This window comes from Nonomuraea sp. NPDC004354, assembly GCF_053602555.1.
The window spans coordinates 122,654-146,367 of sequence record NZ_JBSGDV010000008.1 but is presented as its reverse complement, the minus strand read 5'-3'; the positions used below and the strand labels follow the sequence as shown (position 1 = coordinate 146,367).

Below are 23,714 nucleotides of genomic sequence, written 5' to 3'. Positions count from 1 at the left end.
GGCCGGGCGGTGTCCTCGGTGATCACATTGACCGCGACCGTCCTGATGTTCCGCAGGCTCGGCTCCGGGAAGCCCGCCTACGCGCTGTCGGCCACCGCCGGGGTGCTGGACTCCGTGGCTAACCTGCTGTTCCTGCTCGCCGCCAGAAGCGGCGACTTGGCGATCGTCGCGGTGATCGTCGCGCTGTATCCGGCCGGGACGGTCCTGCTCGCCCGGGGGGTCCTGCACGAGCGGATCGGTCGCGGCCAGCTCGCCGGCCTGGGCGCCGCCGCCCTCGCGGTCAGCCTCCTCGCCCTCACCTGACCGGTCCCGCCGCCCTTCCGCCTTCCACTCCGCCGATCATGACCACTCCGCCGATCACGAAAGGGAGACCGCATGTTCATCCAGCCCTGGGACGCGAGCCTGGACGAGGCCGAATGGCAGGCCTGGATCGCCGACGGCCACGACTTCGGGCAGCTGTGCGTCAACGGTCCGCCCGGCCGGCCGCCTGTCGTCGTCCCGACCCACTTCATCTGCGACGGGAACGACCTGCTGGTCCATCTCGCCCGGCCCAATCCGGTCTGGAAGGCGATCGAGCACGACCCGAACGTGACGTTCACCGTCATCGGCGACTACGCCTTCGTCCCCGGCCCCTGGCGCGCCACCCCTGGCACCCCTCCCCAGGACGGGGTTCCCACCAGCTACTACGCGGCCGTCCAGTTCACCTGCCGCGCCCACATCATCGACGACCCCCACGGCAAGGCCGACCTGCTGGCCCGCCAGCTCGCCCACTTCCAGCCCGACGGCGACCACGCCGAGGTCACCGTCGACCGGCCCCCGTACGGGCGGTTGCTGTCCGGCATCCGCGGCCTGCGTCTGGAGGTCACCGGCGTCCGCGGCAAGTTCAAATACGACGACCACAAGTCCGTCCAGCACCGCACCGCCGTCGCCGACCACCTCACCGCACGAGGCCGAGGCCTCGACGTCCCCGCGGCGGCCCAGCAGCGACGTCGCACCGACCGCATCGGTACCTGGAAGCCCTGACCCCCACCAGCTAGCTGCTCGCCCCGCACACCGAACAGCTCGCCGTCCACTACCTCAGCTCAGCGCACTCCCGGGCCACCACCTGAGAACGCGAGCCGGACGATCACCGGCATGGCGCCAGCACGCGCGGACCGCTGTGCGGCGTTGCCGAGTCTTGGCAGCTCCCGGATGGTCGCGGTGTATCCAGTGCTGTGCCCGGAAGCGTTCACCAGGTCGCACTGAGGTCGTGACGCGGGCCGGGGTGGACATCGACCACACCGAAAACCGTTGGACACGGCCCAGGGCGCTCCACGATCATCCGCGCTGTGACAGATGAGTTCGAACGCCGGCCCACCGCCGGCCTGAAGTCAGTGAGATTCGTTGATCTGACGAGCACGGCCATGACCGCCCTGCTGGACGACGACCTTGCCCGGGCCAGTGCCGAGGCAGGAGTCGAGCTGACGGAGTACTTCCTCAGCGATCAGGCGAAGTGGGTCTGGCGGTATCGGGTCGATCAGCTGGCTGCGGATCCAGCTAGCGCCGGGTGGCTCACCCGAGCCGTGGTAGCCGAGCCCGAAGGCGTCGTGGTGGGGTATGCCGGGTTCCACGGGCCGCCGGACGAGGCGGGCATGGTGGAGATCGGTTATTCGGTGGCTCCCGGCTACCGTCGTCAGGGGTACGCCAGGACGATGCTGACCGAGCTGATGCGTCGGGCCGCGGCCGAATCCGGAGTCAGGACTGCGCGCGTGACGATCAGCCCCGATAACACCGCGTCCCTGGCCACGATTTCCGGATTCGGCTTCGTCGAGGTCGGAGAGCAGTGGGACGAGGTGGACGGCCTCGAGCTCATCTTTGAAGTCCCTGTCTGACTGAGCCGCTGCGCTGCAGGGTGTGGGCGGCCTGGCGCGGGCCCGGCGTCGCGTCGTCTACGGTCAGGTCGGCAGCGCTTTGACAGCAGGCGCGGCGGGAACAACGACATCGACCGATGTACGTCTCAGCCCGGCCCGGTTCGCGGATGGCGTCGTCATGGGGGCGGGGCGGTGGTGGCGCGGACGACGAGTTCGTGCGGCAGCAGGGTGCGCTCGGGCGTGGGTTCCCCGGACAGCACCAGGCGGCCCGCCGTCCGTCCGGCGAGCCGGCTGTACTGGCGGATCGTGGTGAGCCCGGCCTCTTCGGCGCCGGTGTCGGAGAAGCCGACCACCGACAGCTCCTCCGGCACCTTCACCCCGGCCTCGGCCGCCGCGTCGAGCACACCGAGCGCCAGCACGTCGGTGTTGCACAGGATCGCCGTCGGCCGGGGTGAGCGCGCGAGCAGCGCCCGACCGGCCTCGCGACCGGACTCGCGTTCGTTGGCCGCCACCTCATAGACGGGCGTCCGCGCCCAGTCCAGCCCCGCGGCCTCCGCCGCGGCACGGTAGCCGAGCACGCGGTTGCGAATGGCGCGGAAGACCGCGGCTTCCTGCCGGTCGGGGTCGGCCCAGCCGTGCCGGCCCTCGTGTCCCAGGCCGACCACGGCCAGCCCGAGGCGCCGGTGCCCGAGGTCCAGCACGTGCCGGACGGCGGCGCCGGCGGCGGCCGGCTCGTCGATGCCGAGGTGCGGCACGCCGTCCACGATCGGCTCGTCGACCAGGAGCGTGGGCAGCCGCCGGGCGAGGACGGCGTCGAGCGCCGCGTGCCCGTCGGGCAGGCAGAAGACGACGAAGGCGTCGACCACGGCGTTCCGCACGAGTTCGGGGCGTTCGACGCCACGCGGCTGCTGTAGGAGCAGCAGCCCGACGGCCGCCTCCTCGGCGGCCACGGCCAGCCCCTGCAGAAAGCCGATGGCGTAGGGGTCGCCGAGGGCATAGGGCAGAGTCTCGGTGAAGATCAGCCCGAGCACCCCGGCCCGCCCGAGGCGCAGGGAACGCGCGGTGGGGTTGGGGCCGGCGTAGCCGAGCTCGTCCGCCACGTGCAGGATGCGCTCGCGCAGTTCCGCGCTGAGCTGGTCGGGCCGGGAGAAGGCGTAGGAGACGGTGGCGCGAGAGACGCCGACGCGGTCCGCGATCGTCTGCAGGGTCACTCGCTCGGCCATCCCCCAACCCTAGCGCGCCGCTCCTTAATCAGTTAAGCGCTCAAGCGGGGGACAGGGGTGCCTGCGTCACCTGCTCGGATCCGGGCTCGGACCCCGCTCGCCCATGAGCAGCCGAGGCGCGTGTGTCAGCACAGCCTGACAACGCACGCGCCTGTCAACCCAGCCTGACGGCCTGCTTGAGGAAGACGACGCCGTCGATCATGTCGAGCTGGTCCGGGTTCAGCGGGAAATAGGCGAAATCGTGGGAGGTGCGCGAGGTGGGCTTCGTGACGGCCTCGGCCATGCGGCGGGCGTCGATGAGAGAGTGGTCCCACGGGAGCGTGGACAGGATGCCTTCGACGGTGTCCGGGGGCGGAGTGTCGTCGCCGACCGTGCCGAGGGCTGAGGCCAGGAAGGCGTACCGGTCGCCGAGGTGCGTCGCGGTGATCGCTCCAGCGCTCCACCACTCCAGCACCTGGTCGCCGAACGCCATGAGGCTCTTGTTCCGCTGCAGGTGGAGGTTGCTGGCGAAGACCAGGGCCGGGCCGTGCTCGGCGACGGCACGCAGGTTGGCGGCCATCATCGCGTCCCGCAGGGCCGACAGCCGCGTCCACCGTGCCGGGGACGCGTCGGCCATCCAGTAGTGGTAGCGGAGCAGGCCGGTGGCGGTGCGCCCGTACAGCGCCGCCCGCTCCCTGTCGGCCGCGCTCAGCTGCGGCGCCTGCGTGTCGAGCAGCGCCACCAGGTCGTCGGTGATCAGCCGCAGCCGCTGGGCGTCGGCGGACTGGCCGATCGACTGGGACGGGTCGATGGCCGTCGCCTCGTTCGACCACTGGTCGTCCGGGCCCAGCAGCGTGTCGAGGGTCTCCCTGGTCACCACAGTGCAGAGGAGCGGGCCGTCGAGGAGGTCGTAGAGGGCGGTGAGCGCCTGGCGCGGGCTCGCCGCCCAATACTCCAGAGGGCCGTCGAACCCGAAGAACCGGAGCTTTTCGTCATGCTTCTCGTTGTACGCCCGCATCCAGCGTACGAGGTCGCGGTTGGCCGGTGCGGCGCCGAATCCGTGGCTGAAGCCGCGTTCCATGACGTCGTCGAGCGTGCCCGCGCCCGTCGTGATGTAGTCGTCCACCAGGAGGCCCATGAGACAGTCGCTCTCGATGGCGAACGACCGGTAGCCCTCGTGCTCGACCAGATGCCGGAAGATCTCGTTGCGCAACTCCCCCAGCTCCCCGACGAAATGCCTGGCCTCGCCCAGGCCGAGAAGCAGGGGCTCGGCGGGAAGCGACCGCAGGAACGCCGAGATGCCCGCGCCGTCGAGCTGCCGGGCCGTGTCCTTGATATCCATACCTTCAACGGTATCGTTGAACCTTCGTTGTAAACTTTGACGTGGAAACCCCCGCGCTTATCGCGATGACCTTCAAACGGTGATGCACCCATGAGACCAGTGGACCTGGCGCGCGAGCACGGCCTGTCCACCCAGGCGATCAGGAACTACGAGGAGGCCGGCATCCTGCCCGCCGCCGAACGCACCGTCCACGGCTACCGCACCTACACGCCGCTGCACGCGCAGGCCCTGCGCGCGTTCCTCGCCCTCGTGCACGGGCACGGCCACCAGACGGCCACGTCGATCATGCAGGCGGTCAACGGGGGCGCGACCGAGGACGCGTTGCGGCTCATCGACGAAAGCCATGCCCAACTCCTCGACGACCGCCGCACCCTCCAGGCCGTCGAAGCCGCGCTCCGCGACCTGGCACCCGTACCGCAGGAACGCGGCGACGCCTTCATCGGCCCCCTGGCCAGAAGGCTCGGCATCCGCCCTGCCACCCTGCGCAAATGGGAGAACGCCGGACTGGTCCAGCCGCACCGCGACCCGCAGACGGGCTACCGGGTCTACAGCGCGGCCGACATACGCGACGCCCGGCTGGCCCACCAGCTCAGACGGGGCGGATACCTGTTGGAGCAGATCGCCCCGCTGATCGCCCAGGTCCGCTCCGCCGGAGGCGTCGCACCGCTGGAGCAGACCCTGCGTGACTGGCGGACCCGCCTGTCCGCCCGGGGCCGCGCCATGCTCAAGGGCGCCGCCGACCTGGACGTGTACCTCCGCGCCCGCGAACCTTGAGGTCGAGCCACGTCCACCACAGGAACGGCATGGCCACGGAAGGACGGGGCCGTTTCGCTGATCAAAAGCAGCACGTTGCCTCGGCCCACGCCGTATTCGGGGAGGACCGTCAAGCCGCTCCGCAGCGGAACACACATGGAGACGCAGGCGAGAGTCGAACTCGCTCGTACGGGCTTTGCAGGCCCGCCTCCGCACCGGCGAACTGCGCCAAGGCCGCCCTTTTCGCCTGGGCGGATCGTGCGCGAGGACGGAGTCGAACCGCCACAGCCGAAGCGTCCGGTCTACCGCCGGGTGGGCTCCCCAGCTGCCCAGCTCGCGCATCAGCGGCGTACGTCCGGCGGGATTCGAACCCGCACCGTCCGGCTCCTAAGGCCGGCGCCTCTTCCATTGGGCTACGGACGCCAGAGAGCCGCAGCGGGGACTCGAACCCCGTCCTGCTGGGTGGAAGCCAGCTGCCTTACCAGTTCGGCCTCTGCGGCAATGTGGACTAACGGATCTCGAAACCCTTACAGTCCTTGTGTTCCGCTGTGGAGTTGTCAAAATACCGGTCCCGGATTCCGGGCAGGGGAAAGAGAAAAGGCCGCCTGGTGTGCACCTGGCGGCCTCCGAAAGTCCTTCGCGGATCATCCGGAAGCCTGCCTGAGCAGGGCGCAGCCGAGCGCCGCACAACGGCGACAGCGGCACCGTCCCGGTCCGTGCGCGGTGGCTGCGATGGTCATGGCCGGCCTTTCCTGATGTTTCCGTGGCGGCTCTCCGCCCGTGTTCCGTTGTGTCGACAGTAATGGCCGGCACGGCGGCCGTGCCACTTGTTTATTCAGACGCACGGCGGCGCAATATGGTTTTAGCCATTGGGTAGGCACGAAGGCGGACGTGACCAGCCGATCCACTACTAAGGTTGTGGATGTGAGTCCTAGGTCCGTGGGCGCGATGGACGCCGATGAGAAAGTCGACCGGCAGACGCGGATCCTCGAGGCGGTGCTTCGGCTCTTGTCCTTGCAGGGCATATCCGGCGTCAGCATGCGTGCCGTCGCGCGTGCGGCCGGGGTCTCGTTGGGACTGGTGAACTACTACTACGAGGACAAGACGAGCCTGATCCGTGCGGCCCTGCACCGCATCGAGGAGCAGGACGTCGCGATCGTCGAGCCGGACCTCACCCTGGAGCCTGAAGAGCGGCTGCGTGCTGCGCTGAAGCGGGTGGCCGACCCGGAGTTCCTGACGACGGAATACCTGTCCCTGCGACTTCAGCTCTGGGCGCTCGCCCAGGCCCACGAGGACTTCGAGCGCATCAACACGGTGGCCCAGAAACGCTACCGCGCCGGGCTCGCCGCCCTCATCCGTGCGGCCCGCCCCGAGCTGTCGCGCGGCGAGTGCAACAAGCGGGCCACCGACATCGACGTCATCCAGAACGGCTTGTGGCTCACGGCCCTGCTGGGGCTCGACCGCGCCTCGATCGGCAGGAGCGTCGCTCGCTGCGAGGAAATCGCACTCGCCGACTGACTGGTCGCCCGACGGCAAATCTGAACGAACGTCCAGAAGCGCATTGAACGATCGTTCAAACGCTCGTATGCTCCCCCCATGACACCAGTGACCATGGACGACGTACGCCGCGTCGGCACCGGGTTCCACCAGGACCCCGGACGATCGATGTCGCTGCGGTCGGAGGCGTACACGGACCCGCTGTGGCTCGAGGTCGACGTCCGGGCGATCTTCGCCCGCACCTGGCAATGGATCTGCCACGCCGAGAAGCTCGAGTCGCCGGGCAGCTACGTATCGGCAACCGTGGCCGGCATGCCGATCGCGATCGTCCGCGATCGTGACGGGGCGCTGCGCGCGTTCTACAACGTCTGCAAGCACCGTGCCCATGAGCTGCTCACGGGCTCCGGCACCACGCGCAACATCGTCTGCCCCTACCACGCGTGGACCTACGGCCTCGACGGGCAGCTGAAGGCGGCTCGTCGCGCCGACAAGATGGCGACCTTCGACAAGCGCGAGATCTGTCTCGACCAGGTGCTGGTGGAGGAGTTCGGTGGTTTCGTCTACGTGAACCTGGACCAGGGCGCCGCTCCGTTGGGCGAGCAGGCCGGGGATCTGGCGGCCGACATCGCCAGGTGGGCTCCCGACGTGGCAGGACTGACCCACGCGAAGCGGTTGACCTACGACGTCGCCGGCAACTGGAAGAACGTCATCGACAACTTCCTGGAGTGCTACCACTGTCACATCGCCCACAAGGAGTTCGTCGACCTCGTCGACATGGACACCTATGAGGTGAAGACCCACGGCATCTGGTCGAGCCACTTCGCCGAGGCCGGCAAGCACGAGAACGCCGCGTACGACGTGTCGGGTGCGTCAGTCACGCAGCACGCGGTGTGGTGGCTGTGGCCCAACACCTGTCTGCTGCGATACCCCGGTCGCGGCAACTTCATGGTCTTCCAGGTCGTTCCTGCCGGTCCCGGCCGGACCCTGGAGACCTGGGACTTCTACTTCGAGACGGCCGAGCTCGAGGACGCCGAGGCGCAGTCGGTGCGGTACATCGACGAGGTGCTGCAGCAGCAGGACATCGCGCTGGTGGAGAGCGTCCAGCGGGGCATGAGCACCCCGGCCTTCGACCAGGGCCGCATCGTGTACGACCCGTCCGGCTCAGGGCTGTCCGAGCACGGCGTGCATCACTTCCACGGCCTCGTCCTCGACGCCTATCGGTCGTGGGTGGAAGGGGCCGCCGAACGCCGGTAGCCCTCGCCTTCCGAGCCGCGTCGCCGGGCAGAAGCTGAGCGAAGGAAACGGGAGAAATTTGGTCGCAGTCGCCGGCGATCGGCGGCGATGATGGCCGCCATGAAGTTCCGCAAGGACCGAGACCGCTCGCCCCGCGAGATCCTGCTCGAGCTGTACGACTCGCTGGACCGACGCCATCGGCCCGAGGATGTGGCCGATCTGGTGCTGCAGGCGCTGGAAGGGAGCCTGTCCAGGCGCGAGCGGGTGGTGCTCCAGCGCGCGGCCAAGCACTCCTCGCACAACGCGGCATGGTTCTCCTCGATGTCCACGGACTACGCCCGGCCGGTCGGCGGCGCGCGGCAGGTCGCGGCGGCGACCCGGCTGTTCGAGCGCTCCGTGGAGGTCGACCCCGACGACCCGGAATCGCTGCTGGAGTTCGCGACGACCATGGGGAGCGACATCCGGTGGGCGCCGGACCGTACCGACTTCCTGGCCGACCGGCTCAACCGGGAGTCCCGGGACGCGGCCGGGATGGAGCTGTCCAAGCGACAGTACAACCGGCGCTTCCGCATGCTGCGCAGGCTCGCGGCCAAGGCGGACACCCTGGGCGTCGAGCAGGACAAGCGGCGGCTGCTCATGCTGGGCACGACAGGGTTCGGCGCCGACATCCCGCGCGAGCGTTTCCTCGCCGACGTCGACGCCGCCTGCTTCGTCGCCTACTACACCGCGCGGCGCAAGCTGCGCCGGGAGTTCACCCTGTCGGGGCGGGACAACCCGTTCGACGAGATCGCCTCCGTCCTGCTCGATCGGTGCACGGACTCCAGCGACTGGTGGCTGATCGCCCAGGTGCGGGCGGCGCCAGACATCCTGGAGCGCCTCACCGAGGAGGAGCGGGGACGCCTTCTCGGTCAGTGGTCGGCGGTCATGCGGCACAGCGCAGGCATGCTCCGCGACCGCTGGAATCCCGGCACCGACCGCATCTCAATGGTCGTGCGGCCGGGCGACGACTCCACCACGTGGAACAACCTGGCGGTCGCCTACAACGCCGCCCGAGCGGGGTGGCTGGCCTGCCTGGCCTCGCTGGACGCGCTGCGCCTGCTGGACGTGGCCTGCCCCGGCAAGGCCATGCGGCTGATGGCGGCCGACCTGGTGGCCTGGCACCACGGCGCCGGGGGCGGCGTCGACCCCGACACCGCGGTGTGGGCCGCGTTGCCGCCGCCCTGGGAGGTCCTCGACGGGAGCAGCGCCTGCACCCGCGCCGACGTCGAGGCCGCCTGCCGTACGGCCGGGCTCGACCCGGAGGGCTCCGGTTGGACGGCGCCCGCCGTCCGACGCGGTGTGGCCGTGTTCCGGCCGACGCCCGAGCTGGTGCACGGCGTGAGCATCGCCGACCCGGTCTGGGCGTCCCTGCTGCGGCGGGCGGGAGCGTTCAGCGGCAAGCACGTCAAACCCGAACTCGCCGCCGACGCCGGTCACGGCCTGGCCACCGGGGTGGTGGTGAGCGAACTGCCCGCGGCAGGCCGTCCCGCGGAGTAGGGCAGCGGTGTCGCTCTCGCGGCGGGAAACGCCCACCGATAACCGGTGGCGCTGCCGGGGAGGGACCGAGCAGACTGGTCCAGGCCCGCCGTAGTTCAGTGGTAGAACGCCTGGCTCTTCTTCCAGGTGGTCGCCGGTTCGAGCCCGGTCGGCGGTGCCTGGAAGTGGTCTCGTTGTAGCTCAGAGGTAGAGCGCCCGGCTCGGGACCGGGTGGACGCCGGTTCGAGCCCGGCCGGCGAGGCCCTTCCAGATCTGCCGTGGGCGACGTCTGACCGCGAGGGCAGGCGGCCGGTCCGCCCTCGTGTCCGGCCGACCGCGCCATCGGCGCTCGCCCCCAGCCGCTCTTTCGGCAACCGCCGCATGGCGATCGTCAGGCCGGCGGGAGCGGCAGACCCGCCTCCGGCCGACGTCGGCCAAGCCCTCAAAGCCGTCCGAGGCGCCCCCTGATCCGCCGGCTCGCGATCAGATGATCTCGAGGTTGGCCATCATCCCCATGTCCTCGTGCTCGGCGTTGTGGCAGTGGAAGAGGTAACGGCCGCGGTAGCCGTCGAAGCGGGTGATGATCTCCACGGCTTCGCCGGGTCGTAGCGAGACGGTGTCCTTGAGCCCCGCGTCGTGGGCCAGGGGCGCCCTGCCGCTGCGCGAGAGCACGCGGAAACCGACCAGGTGCAGGTGGACAGGATGGTGGACGTCGGCGACGAGCCGCCAGACCTCGACGTCGCCGAGCCGGGTCGTGACATCGGCGCGGGCAGGGTCGAACGGCAGACCGTCGATGAGCCAGCCGTGACCTGTGTGCATCTGCCCGGCGCGGAAGGCGAACTCGCGCACCCTGACGGCGTCCGATCGCCGCCAGTCCGGCAGGTCGGTGGACAGCGTGCGGGGGATGCGGCTGTCGTCGGCGGCTCTGCGGGCGACGCGGAAGGCCATCACGTCGCGGGTACGGCCGGAGCCGAGCCGGTTGATCACCTTGACGAGGCTGCCGGTCGGGACGCCGGAGAAGTCGACGACCACGTCGTAGCGTTCGGCGGGTGCCATCGGCAGCAGCCGGTGGGTGACCGGGGCGGCGAGCAGTCCCTGGTCGGCCCCGACCTGGACGAGGTCGAGGCGGCGCCCGTCGTCGGTGACCGCTTCGAGTTCGTAGTGGCGGGCGTTGGAGGCGTTGAGGACGCGCAGCCGGTAGCGGGCCGCGTCGACCTCGTGCACGGGCCAGGGGGCGCCGTTGACCAGGATCACGTCGCCGAGGACCCCGGCGAGATACGGCTCGCGGACGCCGGGCCGTACGCGCAGGGTGGGGTCCAGGGAGGGGTAGGCCAGGCTGCCGTCAGCGGCGAACGCCCGGTCGGCGATCATGATGGGCAGCTCGCGTGGTCCGGCGGGCAGGCCGAGGGCGTCCTCGGCGTCGTCGCGGATGATGTGCAGCCCGGCCAGGCCCCGCCAGATCGCGGGGGCGGTGAAGTCCATCCGGTGGTCGTGGTACCACAGCAGCGTGGGCCGTTGGTCCAGCGGGAAGGTGTAGTCCCTGGTCCGCTGGGTCACCACGGCCCTCGGGTCGTGCATGCCGTGTTCGGAACCGTGCCCCGTCTCCAGGGAGTGCTCCCGCCAGCCCTCGGGCAGGACGAGGTCGGTCGGGTACCCGTCGGAAGCCGCCGGGGTCCGTCCGCCGTGCAGGTGCACGACGGTCGGCACGGGCAGCTCGTTGCGGTGCGACACGGTGATCGGCCGGCCGCGGCGCGACTCGATCGTCGGCCCAGGGAAGGTGCCCTCATACGTCCACAGCGGTGTCCTGACACCGGACAGGATCTCCGCGCTCGCTTCGCGCTGGGTGACCTCGTAACGGTCGACTCCGCCCGAGGTGCTGACCGGCGCCAGCACGGAGGGAATCGGCAGCGGCACGCGGAAGGGCGGCGGTAGCGGTACGGCACTGCGCAACTCGGCGCCGGTGATCGACGGCCTGCGCGCCAGCGCCGCCGAGGCCGACAGCCCGGTGGCCGCCATCAGCCCGAGCGCCCCGCCGATGCCCAGCGCCCGCCGCCGGGTCAGGCCCCGGGCATCATGCTCACGCACGGTGGACCTCCCGCCGCGGCAAGGGCCGGAGCCAGACGGCGATGAACAGCACGACGAGCGCGGCGACGATCATCACACCCAACGGGATGTGCAACCACAGCGCGCCGTCCAACCCGGCGAAGTACTGCACCGTCTCGGCCGCCACCACGGTCATCGTGGCCGCGAACGGCCAGATCTGACGCAGCCGGATCCACACCACGATCGCCACGATCACCTGCACGTAGCCGATGGAGGTGACCACGTCGGCGCCGACCGCGTGCCAGCGCAGGCTGTCGAAGTCACCGGTCAGATACACCCCGGCGAACACCGGCTGGCCGACGATCGCCACCACATGCGCGCTGACGACGGCCCGCAGTGTCCACCCCGTCGGTGTCGTCCGCTGCGCGGCCATGGTGAGCATGCGATAGCCCTCCTCACTTCGTCGTCGCTTTCGCGAACGGCATCGACGCTATGGCCCACGGGTTATCTTGTCTAAGATCAATATCGCTATGGTGTTATGTATCGGGAGGCATGATGGAGCTGAACACGCTCAGGCAGTTCCTGGTGGTGGCGCGGCTCGAACACCTCAGCCGCGCGGCCGACGAGCTGCGCGTCGCCCAGCCTTCGCTGAGCCGTACCATCGCCCGCTTGGAGAACGAACTGGGCACACCGCTGTTCGAGCGCAGCGGCCGGCTCCGGCTGAACGACACGGGCAAGCTCTTCCGCGGTCACGTCGAACGCGCTCTCGGTGAGCTCGATGCGGGCCGGCGAGCCGTCGCCGAGGCCACCAGTGAGGGGGTGGGCACGGTGCGACTGGCGTCGGAGACGTTCCTCACCCTCACCGGGCCGCTGGCGGCCTACAAGCGCGCTCATCCCTCCATCGAGGTCGAACTCCGCTGGGCGGCGGCCGAGGACATGGCCCGCCACCTGCGGGCTCAAGAGGTCGACCTGTGTGTCGCCTCGCAGCCGATCCACGCTGAGGGCTTGGAGGCGGTTCAGCTGGTGGACGAGGCGGTGTGGGTGGCCACGTCACTCGATCATCCGCTGGCGGGCCGTACCTCGGTGAGCCTCGACGAACTCGCCGATCAGTCCTTCGTCACCGCCCGCAAGGGGCACTGGCAGCGCAGGCTCCTCGATCGGCTCTTCGCCGCCAGAGGCCTCACACCGAAGATCGTCTGTGAGGTCGACGAGCTCAGCGCCATCGCCGACCTGATCGGCGCGGGGCTCGGCATCGGCCTCGTCCCTTCCATGGCCCGGCGGACCTCCATCCGTGCCCCCATCGCCGCGATCACCGTGGACAGCCCCGACTGCCGTCGCGCGCTCACGCTGTACTGGGGCGCCGACAGCCACCTGTCGACCGCCGCCCGCCTGATGCGCACGGCGATCACCACCTGGAACTGGGCCACCAGCGAACCAGGCGCGCGTTGACCGCACGCTCCAGGATCGCCACGTCATGCCACTGTCGAGGACGCCGATGCGGGCGTGGATGTCCTCGGCTTCCCATGCCGGCGCCAGGCCGCCCCTGCCGCACCGCGCGCGGACCTCGACCGGCGGCCGGATCGAACCCATGGACCACTACGACGAGGGACTCGTCGGCAGCGCGTCCGACGCCATGTGGAAATCGCTCCCTGCCCTGCGATCGCTGACCGTCGAAGGAGCGCTCCTCTTCCACGGGATAGCCGGAGACGCCCTGACCGACCAGCGCCTCCGCGGCGCCACCATCAGCGACGGATCGGCATTCCCCGGCTCCGGCCCGGACCTCGTCACGCTCCCCAACCTCACCACCCTGGAACTGGACACCCGGTCGGACGACTCCACATCAGCACCCTGGACATCGCAAGCCATGAAATCGACGGCGACCCCCTGACCGCCCTCGCAGGCCTGGTCTCACATTTCGTCCACCTGGACCTGTCGGTGGCCGGCCCCATCGCGATCGAAGGCGTCGCCCGCGCACCGACATCGACCGGCTTCTCCCAACCGTCCCTTGACGTAACGAGCTGAGGCGGCTCCAGCAGGCGCGGTGGATGCCGTACTTCCCGGCGGACGCGAAGCCGGCGGAGCTGTGCAACAGGACGACGGCCTGATCGACGATGTTCGCCCAGCAGGGGGGACGAGCGCGCAAGGTTTGCGTTTGAGCGCGCTCGAAGCCGTAGCGTCGCCGCCATGACGACACAGACCTGGATCATCACCGGCGCGTCCCGCGGTTTCGGGCGCGCATTGGCGGAGTCGGCGCTCGCGGCGGGAGACCGCGTGGTGGCGGCGGTGCGCCGGCCCGAGAGTATGGCCGACCTGGAGGCCGAGTACCCGGACAACTGCCTGATCGCGAAGTTCGACGCCCGAGACGTCGCTGCTGCCGCGGACCTCGTGCGGGACACCCTCGACCGCTTCGGTCAACTCGACGTGCTCGTCAACAACGCGGGCCGGGCCGTGGTCGGAGCGGTCGAGGAGGTCAGCGACGCGCAACTGCGTGAACTGATGGAACTGCACCTGTTCGGGCCTGCCGCGCTCGTCCGTGCGGCGCTGCCGGCGATGCGCGCGCGGGGCGCCGGGACGATCGTGCAGATGAGCAGCCAGGGTGGGCGGATGTCGTTCCCCGGCGTGTCGACGTACTCCGCGTCGAAGTTCGCCCTCGAAGGCTGGTCCGAGGCCCTGGCCGGGGAAGTCGCGCCGTTCGGGATCCGCGTGATGATCGTTGAGCCCAGCCGCTTCCGGACCGACTTCAACGCGGGGGACGTGCTCGAGTTCGCCGAGGCGTCCGAAACCTACAGTGACGTGCTCGCCGCCGTCCGCGCGGACATGGCCGGAGCCGACGGTCTCCAGGAAGGCGACCCGGCGCGGGCGGCGGACATCATCGTGTCCCTCGCGCACAGTGACGAGGTGCCGCTGCGGCTGCCGCTCGGGCGCGAGGCGGTCGAGCGTATCTCGGGTGCGTACCGGCGTGGCCTGGACGAGGTCGACCGGTGGGCCGAGATCGCCCGCAGCGCCGACTTCGAGGACGTCCCGGCGTCGGTCCGGCCGATTTAGGCTGGCTGTCATGGCCACCGACGATCTGATGACCAGGGCGCTCGACACGCTCGGGGACGACGGCCCGCTGTCGGTTGAGGCGATCCACCGCCTCACCGACCTGGCCGAGGTGCCCGAGTCGATGACGATCGCCGAGGTCGCCGACCTCCTCGACCTCTCTCCTCACACGCTGCGCTACTACGAGCGGGCCGGGCTGGTCGAGGTGGCCCGTGACAGCAACGGTCACCGGGTCTACGACGCAGAGGCGGTGCGGCGCCTGGTGTTCCTCACCAGGATGCGGCTGTCCGGCATGCCGATGCGCGACCTGCAGCACTACATCTCACTGGTCGACGCCGGGGAGCACACCGTGCCCGAGCGGCTCGACATGCTGGTCGAACATCGCGACACCACCCGCCGCCGGATCCGTGAGCTGACCCTTTCCCTCATGGCGATCGAGTACAAGATCGCCACATACGGAGGCTCGACCGGGCAGGACGTCGCGGCCCTCGACACCGCCACCGGCGCCGACCGCACGTTCCGAACCGCGCTTGTTCACGCCCGCTCCGCCTCGTGATGGTGTAGGCGAGGAGCGGCGGCACCTGCGGGTTCGTGCTGGGCGCCAGGCGGAGAGCCTCGCCCGACATCCCTCGTATGGAGGATGCCGGGCGACGAGATGGGCGATGCCGCCTGTCCCGACACGACGGGAACCTTGAGGCATGGAAGCCATCGAGGTGACAGACCTGCGCAAGACGTACGGGGGCACGAACGTCGTGGACGGCGTCACGTTCACGGTCCACGCCGGTGAGACCTTCGGCATCGCCGGCCACAACGGGGCGGGCAAGACCACCACCGTCGAATGCCTCATCGGGCTGCGGCGGGCCGACGGAGGCAGCGTGCGGGTCCTGGGGGAGGACCCGGCACGCCGGCGCCGGGCCCTGGCCCAGCGCATCGGCGCCCAACTCCAGGACAGCGCGCTACCGGAGCGGATGAAGGTCGCCGAGGCGCTGCACGCCTTCGCCTGCTTCTATCGCCACCCCGCCGACTGGCGGGAGGTCATGGAGCGCTGGGGCCTGACCCCGCTGGCGCGCAAGGCGTACGGTGACCTGTCCGGCGGGCAGAAGCAGCGGCTGATGCTCGCCCTGGCCCTGGTCGGCGACCCCGAGGTGGTCGTGCTGGACGAACTGACCACCGGCCTGGACCCGATCGCCCGCCGGGAGACCTGGCGACTGGTGCGCGAGCTGAAGACCTCCGGCACCACCGTGGTGCTGGTCAGCCACTACTTCGACGAGACCGAGGCCCTGTGCGACCGCCTGGCGGTCCTGGCCCGTGGCCGGATCCGGGCCATGGGCACCCCGGACGAGATCATCGCCCGGACCGGCACCGCCAGCCTGGAAGAGGCGTACTTCGCCCTGGAAGGAGCGGACCGATGAAGGCGTTCGCCGCTTTGACGGCCACCGAGCTGAGGCTGCTGCTGCGTGATCCTGCCTCGGTGTTCTTCATGCTGGCCTTCCCGCTGATGCTGCTGGTGCTCAAGCGCGGCGACACCGGCGCGGTCCCGGGGTACGTCGCGATGATCGCGGCCATCGGTGGCATGGGCGCGCTGCCCGGCATCGTGGCCGCCTACCGCGAGCGCAAGGTGCTCAAGCGGCTGGCGACCACGCCGATCTCTCCCGTGCTGCTGCTGGCCGCGCAGTTGGTGGCGCAGGTCGCCGCGGCCCTGGCGGGCTCGGTGCTGCTGATCGCCGCCGCGATCGTCGTGTTCGGCACGCGGCCGCCCGCGAACGTGCCCCTGCTGGCGGTGGCGTTCCTGCTGTGCTCGGTGGCGGTCTGCGCGATCGGGTTCGTGATCGCCGCGATCGTGCGCAACACCAGGGGCGCCGGCCTGATCGGCATGCTGGTCATGTTCCCGATGATCTTCCTGGCGGGGGCGGCCGTGCCCAGGAAGTCCCTGCCCGGCTCGCTGCGGCAGATCGGCGACTTCCTGCCCCTGACCCCGGGCGTGGACGCGCTGACCAGTGCCTGGAGCGGCACCGCCGCGCTCTTCCCGATGCTGATCCTGATCGGGATAATCGTTGCGGGCACGACCCTGGCCGGCGCGCTGTTCCGATGGGAGTGACGAGGTGAACGTCTGGGAGGCGCGCTGGCTGCGCGCCTTCCACATGCTGTTCTACGCCTGCCTGGCGCTCGGCCTGGTGCTGTCGTTCGGCGAGGACGCCGGCCCAGGCCCGGTGAGCCTGGGCCTGCTCGCGCTGCTGGCCGGCTGGCACTGGTTCTTCGTCCTGCGCCGCCCGCACCTGCTCGGCCGGCTCCACCCCATGGCGTTCCACCTGGCCGTGCTGTGCGCGCTGTACGTCGCGCTGGTACTCACGGACCGCTCGTTCGATGTGGTGATCTTCGGGCTGATGCCCCAGCCGTACCTGATGCTCTCCACCCCGTGGTCGTACGCGGGGGCGGTGGCGACGATCCTGTGCACCTTCGCCGCCAGGGGCTACCTGGACGACCCCAACGCCCTGTGGCGGCTCGTCGGGAGCTGCGGCCTGGTGGTGGCGATCGGCCTGTTCGTGGCCTACGTGTTGCGGCAGAGCGCGCAGAACAAGACGGTCGGCGTGCTGGAGGAGCGGGCGAGGCTCGCCAGGGAGATCCACGACACCCTCGCCCAGGGCCTGAGCGGGATCATCACCCAGTTGGAGGCGGCCGAGCAGGCCATGCCCGAGCAGGGCAGGCCCGACCTGCCCGCCGTACGCAGGAGGATCGCGCTGGCCAAGGAACTGGCCCGCGACAACCTCCAGGAGGCCAGGCGCTCGGTGGACGCGCTGCGGCCTGGCCCGCTGCAGGAAGCGCACCTGGACGCGGCGCTCGCGCAGGTCGCCGAGCGGTGGTCGCGCACATCCGAGGTGAGCGCCACCGTGACGGTGGAGGGCACGCCCCGGCCGCTGACGGCCGAGGTGGGCGCCACGCTGCTGCGCGCGGCGCAGGAGGGGCTGTCCAACGCGGCCAAGCACGCGCGGGCGGACCGGGTGGCCATCACACTGACCTACATGGACGACGAGGTGACGCTGGACGTGTTCGACGACGGCACGGGCTTCGACCCGGGCGCGCACGGTTCCGGTTACGGGCTGGCGGCCATGCGTGAGCGCGCCCGCGGCGTGGGCGGCACGCTGACGGTCGAGTCGGCGCCGGGAGAGGGGACGGCACTGTGCCTGCGCATCCCCTCAAACTGATGATCGTCGATGACCATCCGGTGGTCCGCGACGGGCTGCGCGGCATGTTCGACAACGTGGACGACATCGAGGTGGTGGCCGAGGCGTCCGACGGGTTCGAGGCGCTGGCCATGGCCAGGAGGGCGGGCCCGGACGTCGTGCTCATGGACCTGCGCATGCCCGGCCTCGACGGCGTCGGCGCGATCCAGCGGTTGCGGGTCGACCACCCGGAGATCAAGGTGATCGTGCTGACCACCTACGACACAGACGCCGATGTGACGCGGGCCATGGCGGCCGGGGTCGCGGGCTACCTGCTCAAGGACGCGCCCCGCGAGGAGTTGCACCGGGCCGTGCGCACGGCCGCGGCCGGCGGCGCCGTACTGGCCCCGTCGATCGCCTCCGCGCTCATCGGCCGGCCCGCGGGGCAGGAGCCGAGCCTGCGCGAGCTGGAGGTGCTGCGCCTGGTGGCCCGGGGGGCGGCCAACAAGGAGATCGCCAGGACCCTGCTGATCAGCGAGACGACCGTGAAGACGCACCTCAAGCACGTCTTCGCCAAGCTCGGCGTCGAGACCCGGGCCGCGGCGGTCGTCGTGGCCATGGAGCGCGGGCTCCTGTAGTGCCGGCGATCGGACAGATGCGGAACAGAGCAGGCGGAGCCGCTGAGCAGGGTCTCCAGCCGGGCGGCCGGTCTGGGCGGATGCGGTTCACGGCTCTGCCTGTGTGACAGGTCACCCTGCGTCACTGGTAACACACGCTTCACTCCTCCGTCATATCACTCAGAGCGTTCATCGGACTACTTTCGGTCGCAGCGGGTGGTGACCGCCGAAGCCCAGCGCAACGGCGAAGGGATCACCTCTCGGCTGAAGAGCGGACGGCGGCATGACCGAACGCCGGTCATGCCCCGCGATCTGCACCGTTGGCCGCCCGGGGACGACGCCTCGGGGCAGAGCGAAGGCGAGGTGGCAGAGTGCATCTGACTCCGCACGAACAGGAACGCCTGATGATCCATGTGGCCGCGGACGTGGCCCGGAGGCGTAGAGAACGGGGGGTTCTCCTCAACTATCCGGAGGCGGTCGCGCTGATCACGGCACATGTGCTGGAGGCGGCCCGGGACGGCAAGTCCGTCCATGAGCTCATGTCCGCCGAGGAGAAGATCCTCTCCCGTGACGAAGTCATGGAGGGCGTCCCGGAGATGATCTCCGACATTCAGATCGAGGCGACGTTCCGCGACGGCACCAAGCTGGTCACCATCCGCGACGCCTTCGCCGAAACGGGAACGGAGGCGCTGGTTCATCCGGGGAAGATCGACCATCCTGAGGGCGCTGAGCCGGTGGCCTTCAACGAGGGCCGCGAGATCACGATCGTGTCCGTCACCAACAGTGACGACCGCCCCATCCAGGTGGGTTCTCACTACCACTTCTACGAGGCCAACCCCCGCCTCAGCTTCGACCGTCCCGCCGCCTACGGCAAGCGCCTGCACATTCCCGCCGGCAGCTCTGTCCGGTTCGAGCCTCGATGCACCAGGACGGTCACGCTCGTGCCCATCGAGGGCAGGCGCATCGTCGCCGGCCTGCGCGGCGAGGTCGGGGGGCAGCTCGATGGATGAGCCCCTGACAGACGCGGCGGCGGACGCGCCCGACGAGCTGGCGGCAGGGGCGTCGTCGCGGGATGGCGTGCCAGGCCCGGAGATCCTGCCGATCGATCAGCCGCTGACCCGGGTCCAGTACGCCGACCGGTTCGGGCCGACGGTCGGCGACCGCATCCGGCTGGCCGACACCAACCTCCGGATCGAGATCAGTGAGGACTGGTCGGGTGGTCCGGGGCGCAGCGGCAACGAGGTCATCTTCGGCGGCGGCAAGGTGATCCGTGAATCGATGGGGCAGTCCTGCGCGCCGCGCGACTCGGCGAGATTCGGCGCCCCGCAGCCGCCCGACACGGTCATCACCGGCGCGGTCGTCCTGGACCATTGGGGCGTGATCAAGGCCGACGTGGCCATCCGTGACGGCCGGATCGTCGCGCTCGGCAAGGCCTACAACGACGAGACCATGGACCGGCTGCACGACGGGCACCAGCGGGCCACGGACTTCCTGATCGGCCCCGAGACCGAGGTCATCGCGGGCAACGGCAAGATCCTCACCGCGGGCGGCATCGACACCCACGTGCACTTCATCTGCCCCGAGCAGGTGACCGAGGCGCTCGCCGCGGGCGTCACCACCCTGATCGGCGGTGGTACGGGCCCGGCCGAAGGCAGCACCGCCACCACCGTCACGCCCGGTGCCTGGCACATCGCCCGCCTGTTCGAGGCGCTGGACGCCTTCCCGGTCAACATCGGGCTGCTCGGCAAGGGCAACACCATGTCCACCGAGTCCCTCTACAACCAGGTGGAAGGGGGAATCCTCGGTTTCAAGATCCACGAGGACTGGGGTGCCACCCCGGCCGTCCTGCGCCGGTGCCTGGAGGTGTGCCGGGCGACCGGCGTCCAGCTGGCCCTGCACGCCGACTCGCTGAACGAGGCGGGCGCGGTCGCCGACACCATCGACGCCATCGGCGACCACCCCATCCACGTCTTCCACATCGAGGGCGCCGGCGGCGGCCACGCCCCCGACATGATCACGATGGCGAGCCTGCCGAACGTGCTGCCCGCCTCCACCAACCCCACCCGCCCCTTCACCATCAACACGGTCAAGGAGCACATCGACATGGTGATGGTCTGCCACCACCTCAACCCGCTGGTGCCGGAGGACCTGGCCTTCGCCGAGTCGCGGATCCGGCCCTCCACGATGGCCGCCGAGGACATCCTGCACGACCTCGGCGCCATCTCGATCATGTCGTCGGACGCCCAGGCGATGGGACGCATCGGCGAGATGATCATACGGACGTGGCAGACCGCGCACGTGATGAAGGCCCGGCGCGGCCCGTTGGACGGCGACCAGGCCGGCGACGACGGGGCCGACAACCACCGCGCCCGCCGCTACGTCGCCAAATACACCATCAACCCGGCCATCGCGCACGGCATCGATCACGAGGTCGGCTCGGTCGAGGTGGGCAAGATGGCCGACCTGGTGCTGTGGGAGCCGAAGTTCTTCGGCGTCAAGCCGCACCGGGTGATCAAGGGCGGCCAGATCGCCTACGCGCAGGTGGGTGACGCCAACGCCTCCATCACCACCCCGCAGCCGATCCTGCCCCGCCCCATGTGGGGGGCCAGTGGCCGGGCACCTGCCGCCAACGCGGTCAACTTCGTCACCGAACACGCCATCAAGTCCGGCCTGCCCGAACGGCTCACGGTGGGCAAGGAGTTCAAGGCCATCCGCGACACCCGCAAGGTGTTCAAGGCCGACATGCGGGAGAACAACGCCTGCCCCGACATCCGCATCGATCCCGACACCTTCGAGGTCGTGATCGGCGGAGCGGAGGCCAAGGACGTCAAGACGGAGATCGACGACCAGCTGGTCGACGGCACCCGGTTCGCCGACACGCTGCCCATGGCCCAGCGCTACTTCCTGTTCTGACCGCCCCGGAACGGCCCGCCGTGCGTGCAGCCCGGGGGCACGCTCCATGTCAGCGAAAGGTGAGTCACGCACCATGAACCGTGCCGCCCTGCTCGTCCTGGCCGACGGTCGATTCCCCGCCGGAGGGCATGCCCACTCCGGCGGGGCCGAGGCGGCGGTCACGGCGGGACGGGTGCGTGACGTGGCGAGCCTGCAGGAGTTCTGCCGCGGCCGGCTGTACACCAGCGGCCTGGTCGCGGCGGGCCTGGCCGCCGCGGCCGCCGCCGGGTACGACCCGCTGCTGCTGGAAGAGGCGGCCGACGCCCGCACCGCCGCCCCCGCCCTGCGGCACACCGCGCGCAGGCTCGGCCGGCAGCTGCTGCGGGCCGCCCGAGTCGCCTGGCCCTGCTCCGAGCTCGACTCCCTCGCCGCGGCGCTGCCACGGGGCGCTCATCACCCTGTGGTGCTCGGCCTGGCCGCCCGCTCCGCCGGGCTGACCCCGCTGGACGCCGCGTACGTGGCGGCCTATGAGAGCGTCGGCGGCCCGGTCAGCGCGACCGTGCGCCTGCTCAGACTGGACCCCTTCGACGCCACCGCCGTCCTGGCCCGCCTGGCCGCCGACATCGACCACGTCGCGGCCCGGGCGGCCGAAGCCGCACAGCGCGTCCACACCGACGGACCGGCCGCGCTGCCGGCCGTCTCCGCGCCGCTGCTCGACATCACCGCCGAACAGCACGCCGCCCGCCCCACCCGCCTGTTCGCCTCCTGAGCACCCCTTCACCCCCGGAGCAGCCATGCACCTCCACCACAGCGACACCTTCCCCGAAGCCCACGCCCACGGCCCCGGCGGTTCCTCCTCCCGTCCTGACGACCGTCGCCGCGCCCTGCGCATCGGCCTGGGCGGGCCGGTCGGCTCCGGCAAGACCGCCACCGTCGCCGCCCTGTGCCGCGCGCTGCGCGAGGAGCTGTCCATCGCCGTCGTGACCAACGACATTTACACCCGCGAGGACGCCGAGTTCCTGCTGCGCGAGGCCGTCCTGCCCGCTGAGCGCATCACCGCGGTCCAGACCGGCGCCTGCCCGCACACCGCCATCCGCGACGACATCTCCGCCAACCTCGAAGCCGTCGAAGACCTGGAAGAACACCTGGGCCCGCTCGATCTGATCCTCGTCGAATCAGGCGGCGACAACCTCACCGCGACCTTCTCCACAGGCCTGGCCGACGCGCAGATCTTCGTCATCGACGTCGCCGGCGGCGACGACATCCCCCGCAAGGGCGGCCCCGGCGTCACCTCCTCCGACCTGCTGGTCATCAACAAGACCGACCTCGCCCCCTACGTCGGTGCCGACCTGGAAGCCATGGCACGCGACGCCGAGACCCAGCGCGGCCACCGTCCCACCGTCTTGACCGCGGTCAAGACCGACGGCGGCATCACACCTGTGGCCGACTGGATCCGCCGGCGCCTGGCCGCCTGGACCGCGGGCCCCGCATGACACTCGCGCCCTCTGCACCCACACCGGCCGGGCGGTCCGCGCCGGGTGTGCATGCCACCGCCCGCATTCGGGCGACCCACGCGGGCAACACCACCGCCCTCCCGCTCCTCGCCGGTGACGGCCCTTTCGACCTGCGCCGCGGCCGCTCACACGGCAACCAGGCGCGGGTGTGCGTCCTCGCCGCCATGAGCGCCCCCCTGGGCGGCGATCGGCTGCGCATCGAGGCCACCGCCGAGCACGACGCACACCTGCACATCACCTCCGCCGCCGCCACCATCGCCCTGCGCGGCCCCACCACCGAGCACGCCACCTACGACGTGCACCTGACCGTTGCCGAGCGGGCAAGCCTGCACTGGCTGCCCCAGCCGCTGATCTCCGCCGCCCGCAGCAACCTGCGCCAGAGCTGCACCATCGACCTCGCCCCGACCGCACGACTCCTCCTACGTGAAGAAATCGTCCTCGGCCGCGCCGGCGAGCCGCCGGGCCGGCTGGCCACCCGCCTCACCGTCCGGCGCGACGGTCGCCCCCTGCTGGACCAGCAGGCGATGTACGGCCCCGGCGCACCCGGCTGGGACGGCCCCGCCGTCCTGGCCGGCCACCGCGCCGTCGGCCAGATCCTCATCATCGATCCGGCCATGCAGCAGCAACCGCCCCACGTCCGGCTGCTCGGCGACGACCCGGAAGCCGGCCAGGCCCTGCTGGCCCCCCTGGCCGGGCCCGCCATCCTGATCACCGCCCTGGCCCCGGACACCCTGCACCTACGCCGCCTGCTGGATGCGGCGCACCCCACCCCGTGAACACCTCACCGCATCGCCCCAACCTGGTGCACTGAACGGCTCCACTGGGTTGTGCAGGATCAGCTCCCTGTTCCTGGCTGCGGGGGTCGTCGGCCTGGGTCCACTCGGCGTCGACGCGCATGGTGGTCCTGCGCTCGTCGTCGTACGGGTCCCGGCCAGGGGCGCCGGTCCTGGCGAACCGGACCCGGATCTCGCGCATGCGGGGCGGCGCGATCCGCGGGTGACTTGCCGGGGCCGACCGGAGCGCCGCTCCGCCGGATCTCCTCACCCGATGACA

At 70.5% G+C, this 23,714-nt stretch carries 24 protein-coding genes and 6 tRNA genes; 22 read left to right on the top strand and 8 right to left on the bottom strand.

Annotated features, from left to right (window positions below; translation table 11 throughout):
• Window positions 1-18 precede the first annotated feature (18 nt).
• The 3 genes from ACWENQ_RS23300 (at window position 19) to ACWENQ_RS23290 (ending at window position 1,871) form a co-directional block, all read left to right on the top strand.
• Window positions 19-303, top strand: coding sequence for an EamA family transporter (locus ACWENQ_RS23300; RefSeq protein WP_452416080.1), 285 nt, complete (start codon window positions 19-21; stop codon window positions 301-303).
• A gap of 72 nt (window positions 304-375) precedes the next feature.
• The gene (locus ACWENQ_RS23295) at window positions 376-1,023 is read left to right on the top strand and encodes an FMN-binding negative transcriptional regulator (protein WP_452416078.1); all 648 of its coding nucleotides are present in this window, start codon (window positions 376-378) and stop codon (window positions 1,021-1,023) included.
• 305 nt (window positions 1,024-1,328) lie between these two features.
• Complete coding sequence (locus ACWENQ_RS23290) at window positions 1,329-1,871, top strand: GNAT family N-acetyltransferase (RefSeq protein WP_449923436.1); 543 nt, start codon at window positions 1,329-1,331, stop codon at window positions 1,869-1,871.
• A 155-nt stretch (window positions 1,872-2,026) separates the two neighbouring features.
• Here the strand turns inward: ACWENQ_RS23290 and ACWENQ_RS23285 are convergent, their stop codons facing one another.
• Both ACWENQ_RS23285 and ACWENQ_RS23280 read right to left on the bottom strand, forming a co-directional pair.
• The gene (locus tag ACWENQ_RS23285; protein WP_452416077.1) at window positions 2,027-3,073 is read right to left on the bottom strand and encodes a LacI family DNA-binding transcriptional regulator; all 1,047 of its coding nucleotides are present in this window, start codon (window positions 3,071-3,073) and stop codon (window positions 2,027-2,029) included.
• Window positions 3,074-3,227: 154 nt separating this feature from the next.
• Window positions 3,228-4,394, bottom strand: a complete 1,167-nt coding sequence (locus tag ACWENQ_RS23280) for an erythromycin esterase family protein (RefSeq protein ID WP_452416075.1) — start codon at window positions 4,392-4,394, stop codon at window positions 3,228-3,230.
• A 90-nt stretch (window positions 4,395-4,484) separates the two neighbouring features.
• On the opposite strand from ACWENQ_RS23280, the gene ACWENQ_RS23275 reads away from it, so the two are divergent.
• The gene (locus ACWENQ_RS23275; protein ID WP_449923427.1) at window positions 4,485-5,168 is read left to right on the top strand and encodes a TioE family transcriptional regulator; all 684 of its coding nucleotides are present in this window, start codon (window positions 4,485-4,487) and stop codon (window positions 5,166-5,168) included.
• 136 nt (window positions 5,169-5,304) lie between these two features.
• Here the strand turns inward: ACWENQ_RS23275 and ACWENQ_RS23270 are convergent.
• The 4 genes from ACWENQ_RS23270 to ACWENQ_RS23255 form a co-directional block, all read right to left on the bottom strand.
• Window positions 5,305-5,377: transfer RNA gene (locus ACWENQ_RS23270), tRNA-Cys, on the bottom strand.
• 29 nt (window positions 5,378-5,406) lie between these two features.
• Window positions 5,407-5,487, bottom strand: a tRNA-Tyr gene (locus ACWENQ_RS23265).
• A gap of 10 nt (window positions 5,488-5,497) precedes the next feature.
• Window positions 5,498-5,570: transfer RNA gene (locus tag ACWENQ_RS23260), tRNA-Leu, on the bottom strand.
• 5 nt (window positions 5,571-5,575) lie between these two features.
• A tRNA-Gly gene (locus tag ACWENQ_RS23255) sits at window positions 5,576-5,647 on the bottom strand.
• 448 nt (window positions 5,648-6,095) lie between these two features.
• On the opposite strand from ACWENQ_RS23255, the gene ACWENQ_RS23250 reads away from it, so the two are divergent.
• The 5 genes from ACWENQ_RS23250 (at window position 6,096) to ACWENQ_RS23230 (ending at window position 9,654) form a co-directional block, all read left to right on the top strand.
• Window positions 6,096-6,665: a TetR/AcrR family transcriptional regulator gene (locus tag ACWENQ_RS23250; RefSeq protein ID WP_452416073.1), complete on the top strand. Its 570-nt coding sequence runs from the start codon at window positions 6,096-6,098 to the stop codon at window positions 6,663-6,665.
• Window positions 6,666-6,743: 78 nt separating this feature from the next.
• Complete coding sequence (locus tag ACWENQ_RS23245) at window positions 6,744-7,898, top strand: aromatic ring-hydroxylating oxygenase subunit alpha (RefSeq protein WP_452416071.1); 1,155 nt, start codon at window positions 6,744-6,746, stop codon at window positions 7,896-7,898.
• Window positions 7,899-7,997: 99 nt separating this feature from the next.
• The gene (locus ACWENQ_RS23240; protein WP_452416070.1) at window positions 7,998-9,413 is read left to right on the top strand and encodes a hypothetical protein; all 1,416 of its coding nucleotides are present in this window, start codon (window positions 7,998-8,000) and stop codon (window positions 9,411-9,413) included.
• A gap of 84 nt (window positions 9,414-9,497) precedes the next feature.
• Window positions 9,498-9,570, top strand: a tRNA-OTHER gene (locus ACWENQ_RS23235).
• A 12-nt stretch (window positions 9,571-9,582) separates the two neighbouring features.
• Window positions 9,583-9,654, top strand: a tRNA-Pro gene (locus tag ACWENQ_RS23230).
• Window positions 9,655-9,875: 221 nt separating this feature from the next.
• On the opposite strand, the gene ACWENQ_RS23225 is transcribed toward ACWENQ_RS23230, so the two are convergent.
• Together ACWENQ_RS23225 and ACWENQ_RS23220 are read right to left on the bottom strand one after the other, a co-directional pair.
• Window positions 9,876-11,477, bottom strand: a complete 1,602-nt coding sequence (locus ACWENQ_RS23225; RefSeq protein ID WP_452416068.1) for a multicopper oxidase family protein — start codon at window positions 11,475-11,477, stop codon at window positions 9,876-9,878.
• A complete protein-coding gene (locus ACWENQ_RS23220) occupies window positions 11,470-11,877 on the bottom strand; it encodes a hypothetical protein (RefSeq protein WP_452416066.1) in 408 nt (135 codons plus the stop codon). The genes ACWENQ_RS23225 and ACWENQ_RS23220 overlap by 8 nt, the downstream gene beginning before the upstream one ends.
• A gap of 110 nt (window positions 11,878-11,987) precedes the next feature.
• On the opposite strand from ACWENQ_RS23220, the gene ACWENQ_RS23215 reads away from it, so the two are divergent.
• The 13 genes from ACWENQ_RS23215 to ACWENQ_RS23155 all read left to right on the top strand — a co-directional run bounded on the left by ACWENQ_RS23215 (window position 11,988) and on the right by ACWENQ_RS23155 (window position 23,437).
• Window positions 11,988-12,884, top strand: a complete 897-nt coding sequence (locus ACWENQ_RS23215) for a LysR family transcriptional regulator (RefSeq protein WP_452416064.1) — start codon at window positions 11,988-11,990, stop codon at window positions 12,882-12,884.
• Between the two features lie 139 nt (window positions 12,885-13,023).
• The gene (locus ACWENQ_RS23210) at window positions 13,024-13,323 is read left to right on the top strand and encodes a hypothetical protein (RefSeq protein WP_452416062.1); all 300 of its coding nucleotides are present in this window, start codon (window positions 13,024-13,026) and stop codon (window positions 13,321-13,323) included.
• Between the two features lie 296 nt (window positions 13,324-13,619).
• Window positions 13,620-14,480 (top strand): SDR family NAD(P)-dependent oxidoreductase, encoded by an 861-nt coding sequence (locus ACWENQ_RS23205; RefSeq protein ID WP_452416060.1) that lies wholly within the window; start codon window positions 13,620-13,622, stop codon window positions 14,478-14,480.
• Between the two features lie 10 nt (window positions 14,481-14,490).
• On the top strand, window positions 14,491-15,033 hold the full coding sequence (locus tag ACWENQ_RS23200; protein ID WP_452416058.1) for a MerR family transcriptional regulator: 543 nt from the start codon (window positions 14,491-14,493) through the stop codon (window positions 15,031-15,033).
• A 142-nt stretch (window positions 15,034-15,175) separates the two neighbouring features.
• Window positions 15,176-15,889 (top strand): ABC transporter ATP-binding protein, encoded by a 714-nt coding sequence (locus tag ACWENQ_RS23195; protein WP_452416056.1) that lies wholly within the window; start codon window positions 15,176-15,178, stop codon window positions 15,887-15,889.
• Window positions 15,886-16,575, top strand: coding sequence for an ABC transporter permease (locus tag ACWENQ_RS23190; protein WP_354908828.1), 690 nt, complete (start codon window positions 15,886-15,888; stop codon window positions 16,573-16,575). Before ACWENQ_RS23195 ends, ACWENQ_RS23190 begins: the two co-directional genes overlap by 4 nt.
• A gap of 4 nt (window positions 16,576-16,579) precedes the next feature.
• Window positions 16,580-17,680 (top strand): sensor histidine kinase, encoded by a 1,101-nt coding sequence (locus ACWENQ_RS23185; RefSeq protein WP_449923398.1) that lies wholly within the window; start codon window positions 16,580-16,582, stop codon window positions 17,678-17,680.
• Window positions 17,680-18,276, top strand: a complete 597-nt coding sequence (locus ACWENQ_RS23180; RefSeq protein WP_452416054.1) for a response regulator — start codon at window positions 17,680-17,682, stop codon at window positions 18,274-18,276. The genes ACWENQ_RS23185 and ACWENQ_RS23180 overlap by 1 nt, the downstream gene beginning before the upstream one ends.
• A gap of 350 nt (window positions 18,277-18,626) precedes the next feature.
• A complete protein-coding gene (locus tag ACWENQ_RS23175; protein ID WP_452416052.1) occupies window positions 18,627-19,265 on the top strand; it encodes an urease subunit gamma in 639 nt (212 codons plus the stop codon).
• Complete coding sequence (locus tag ACWENQ_RS23170; RefSeq protein WP_452416050.1) at window positions 19,258-21,168, top strand: urease subunit alpha; 1,911 nt, start codon at window positions 19,258-19,260, stop codon at window positions 21,166-21,168. The genes ACWENQ_RS23175 and ACWENQ_RS23170 overlap by 8 nt, the downstream gene beginning before the upstream one ends.
• 73 nt (window positions 21,169-21,241) lie before the next feature.
• A complete protein-coding gene (locus ACWENQ_RS23165; RefSeq protein WP_452416048.1) occupies window positions 21,242-21,916 on the top strand; it encodes an urease accessory protein UreF in 675 nt (224 codons plus the stop codon).
• Between the two features lie 25 nt (window positions 21,917-21,941).
• The gene (gene ureG / locus ACWENQ_RS23160) at window positions 21,942-22,640 is read left to right on the top strand and encodes an urease accessory protein UreG (RefSeq protein ID WP_452416046.1); all 699 of its coding nucleotides are present in this window, start codon (window positions 21,942-21,944) and stop codon (window positions 22,638-22,640) included.
• Between the two features lie 47 nt (window positions 22,641-22,687).
• Complete coding sequence (locus ACWENQ_RS23155) at window positions 22,688-23,437, top strand: urease accessory protein UreD (RefSeq protein ID WP_452416045.1); 750 nt, start codon at window positions 22,688-22,690, stop codon at window positions 23,435-23,437.
• Window positions 23,438-23,714: the final 277 nt, after the last annotated feature.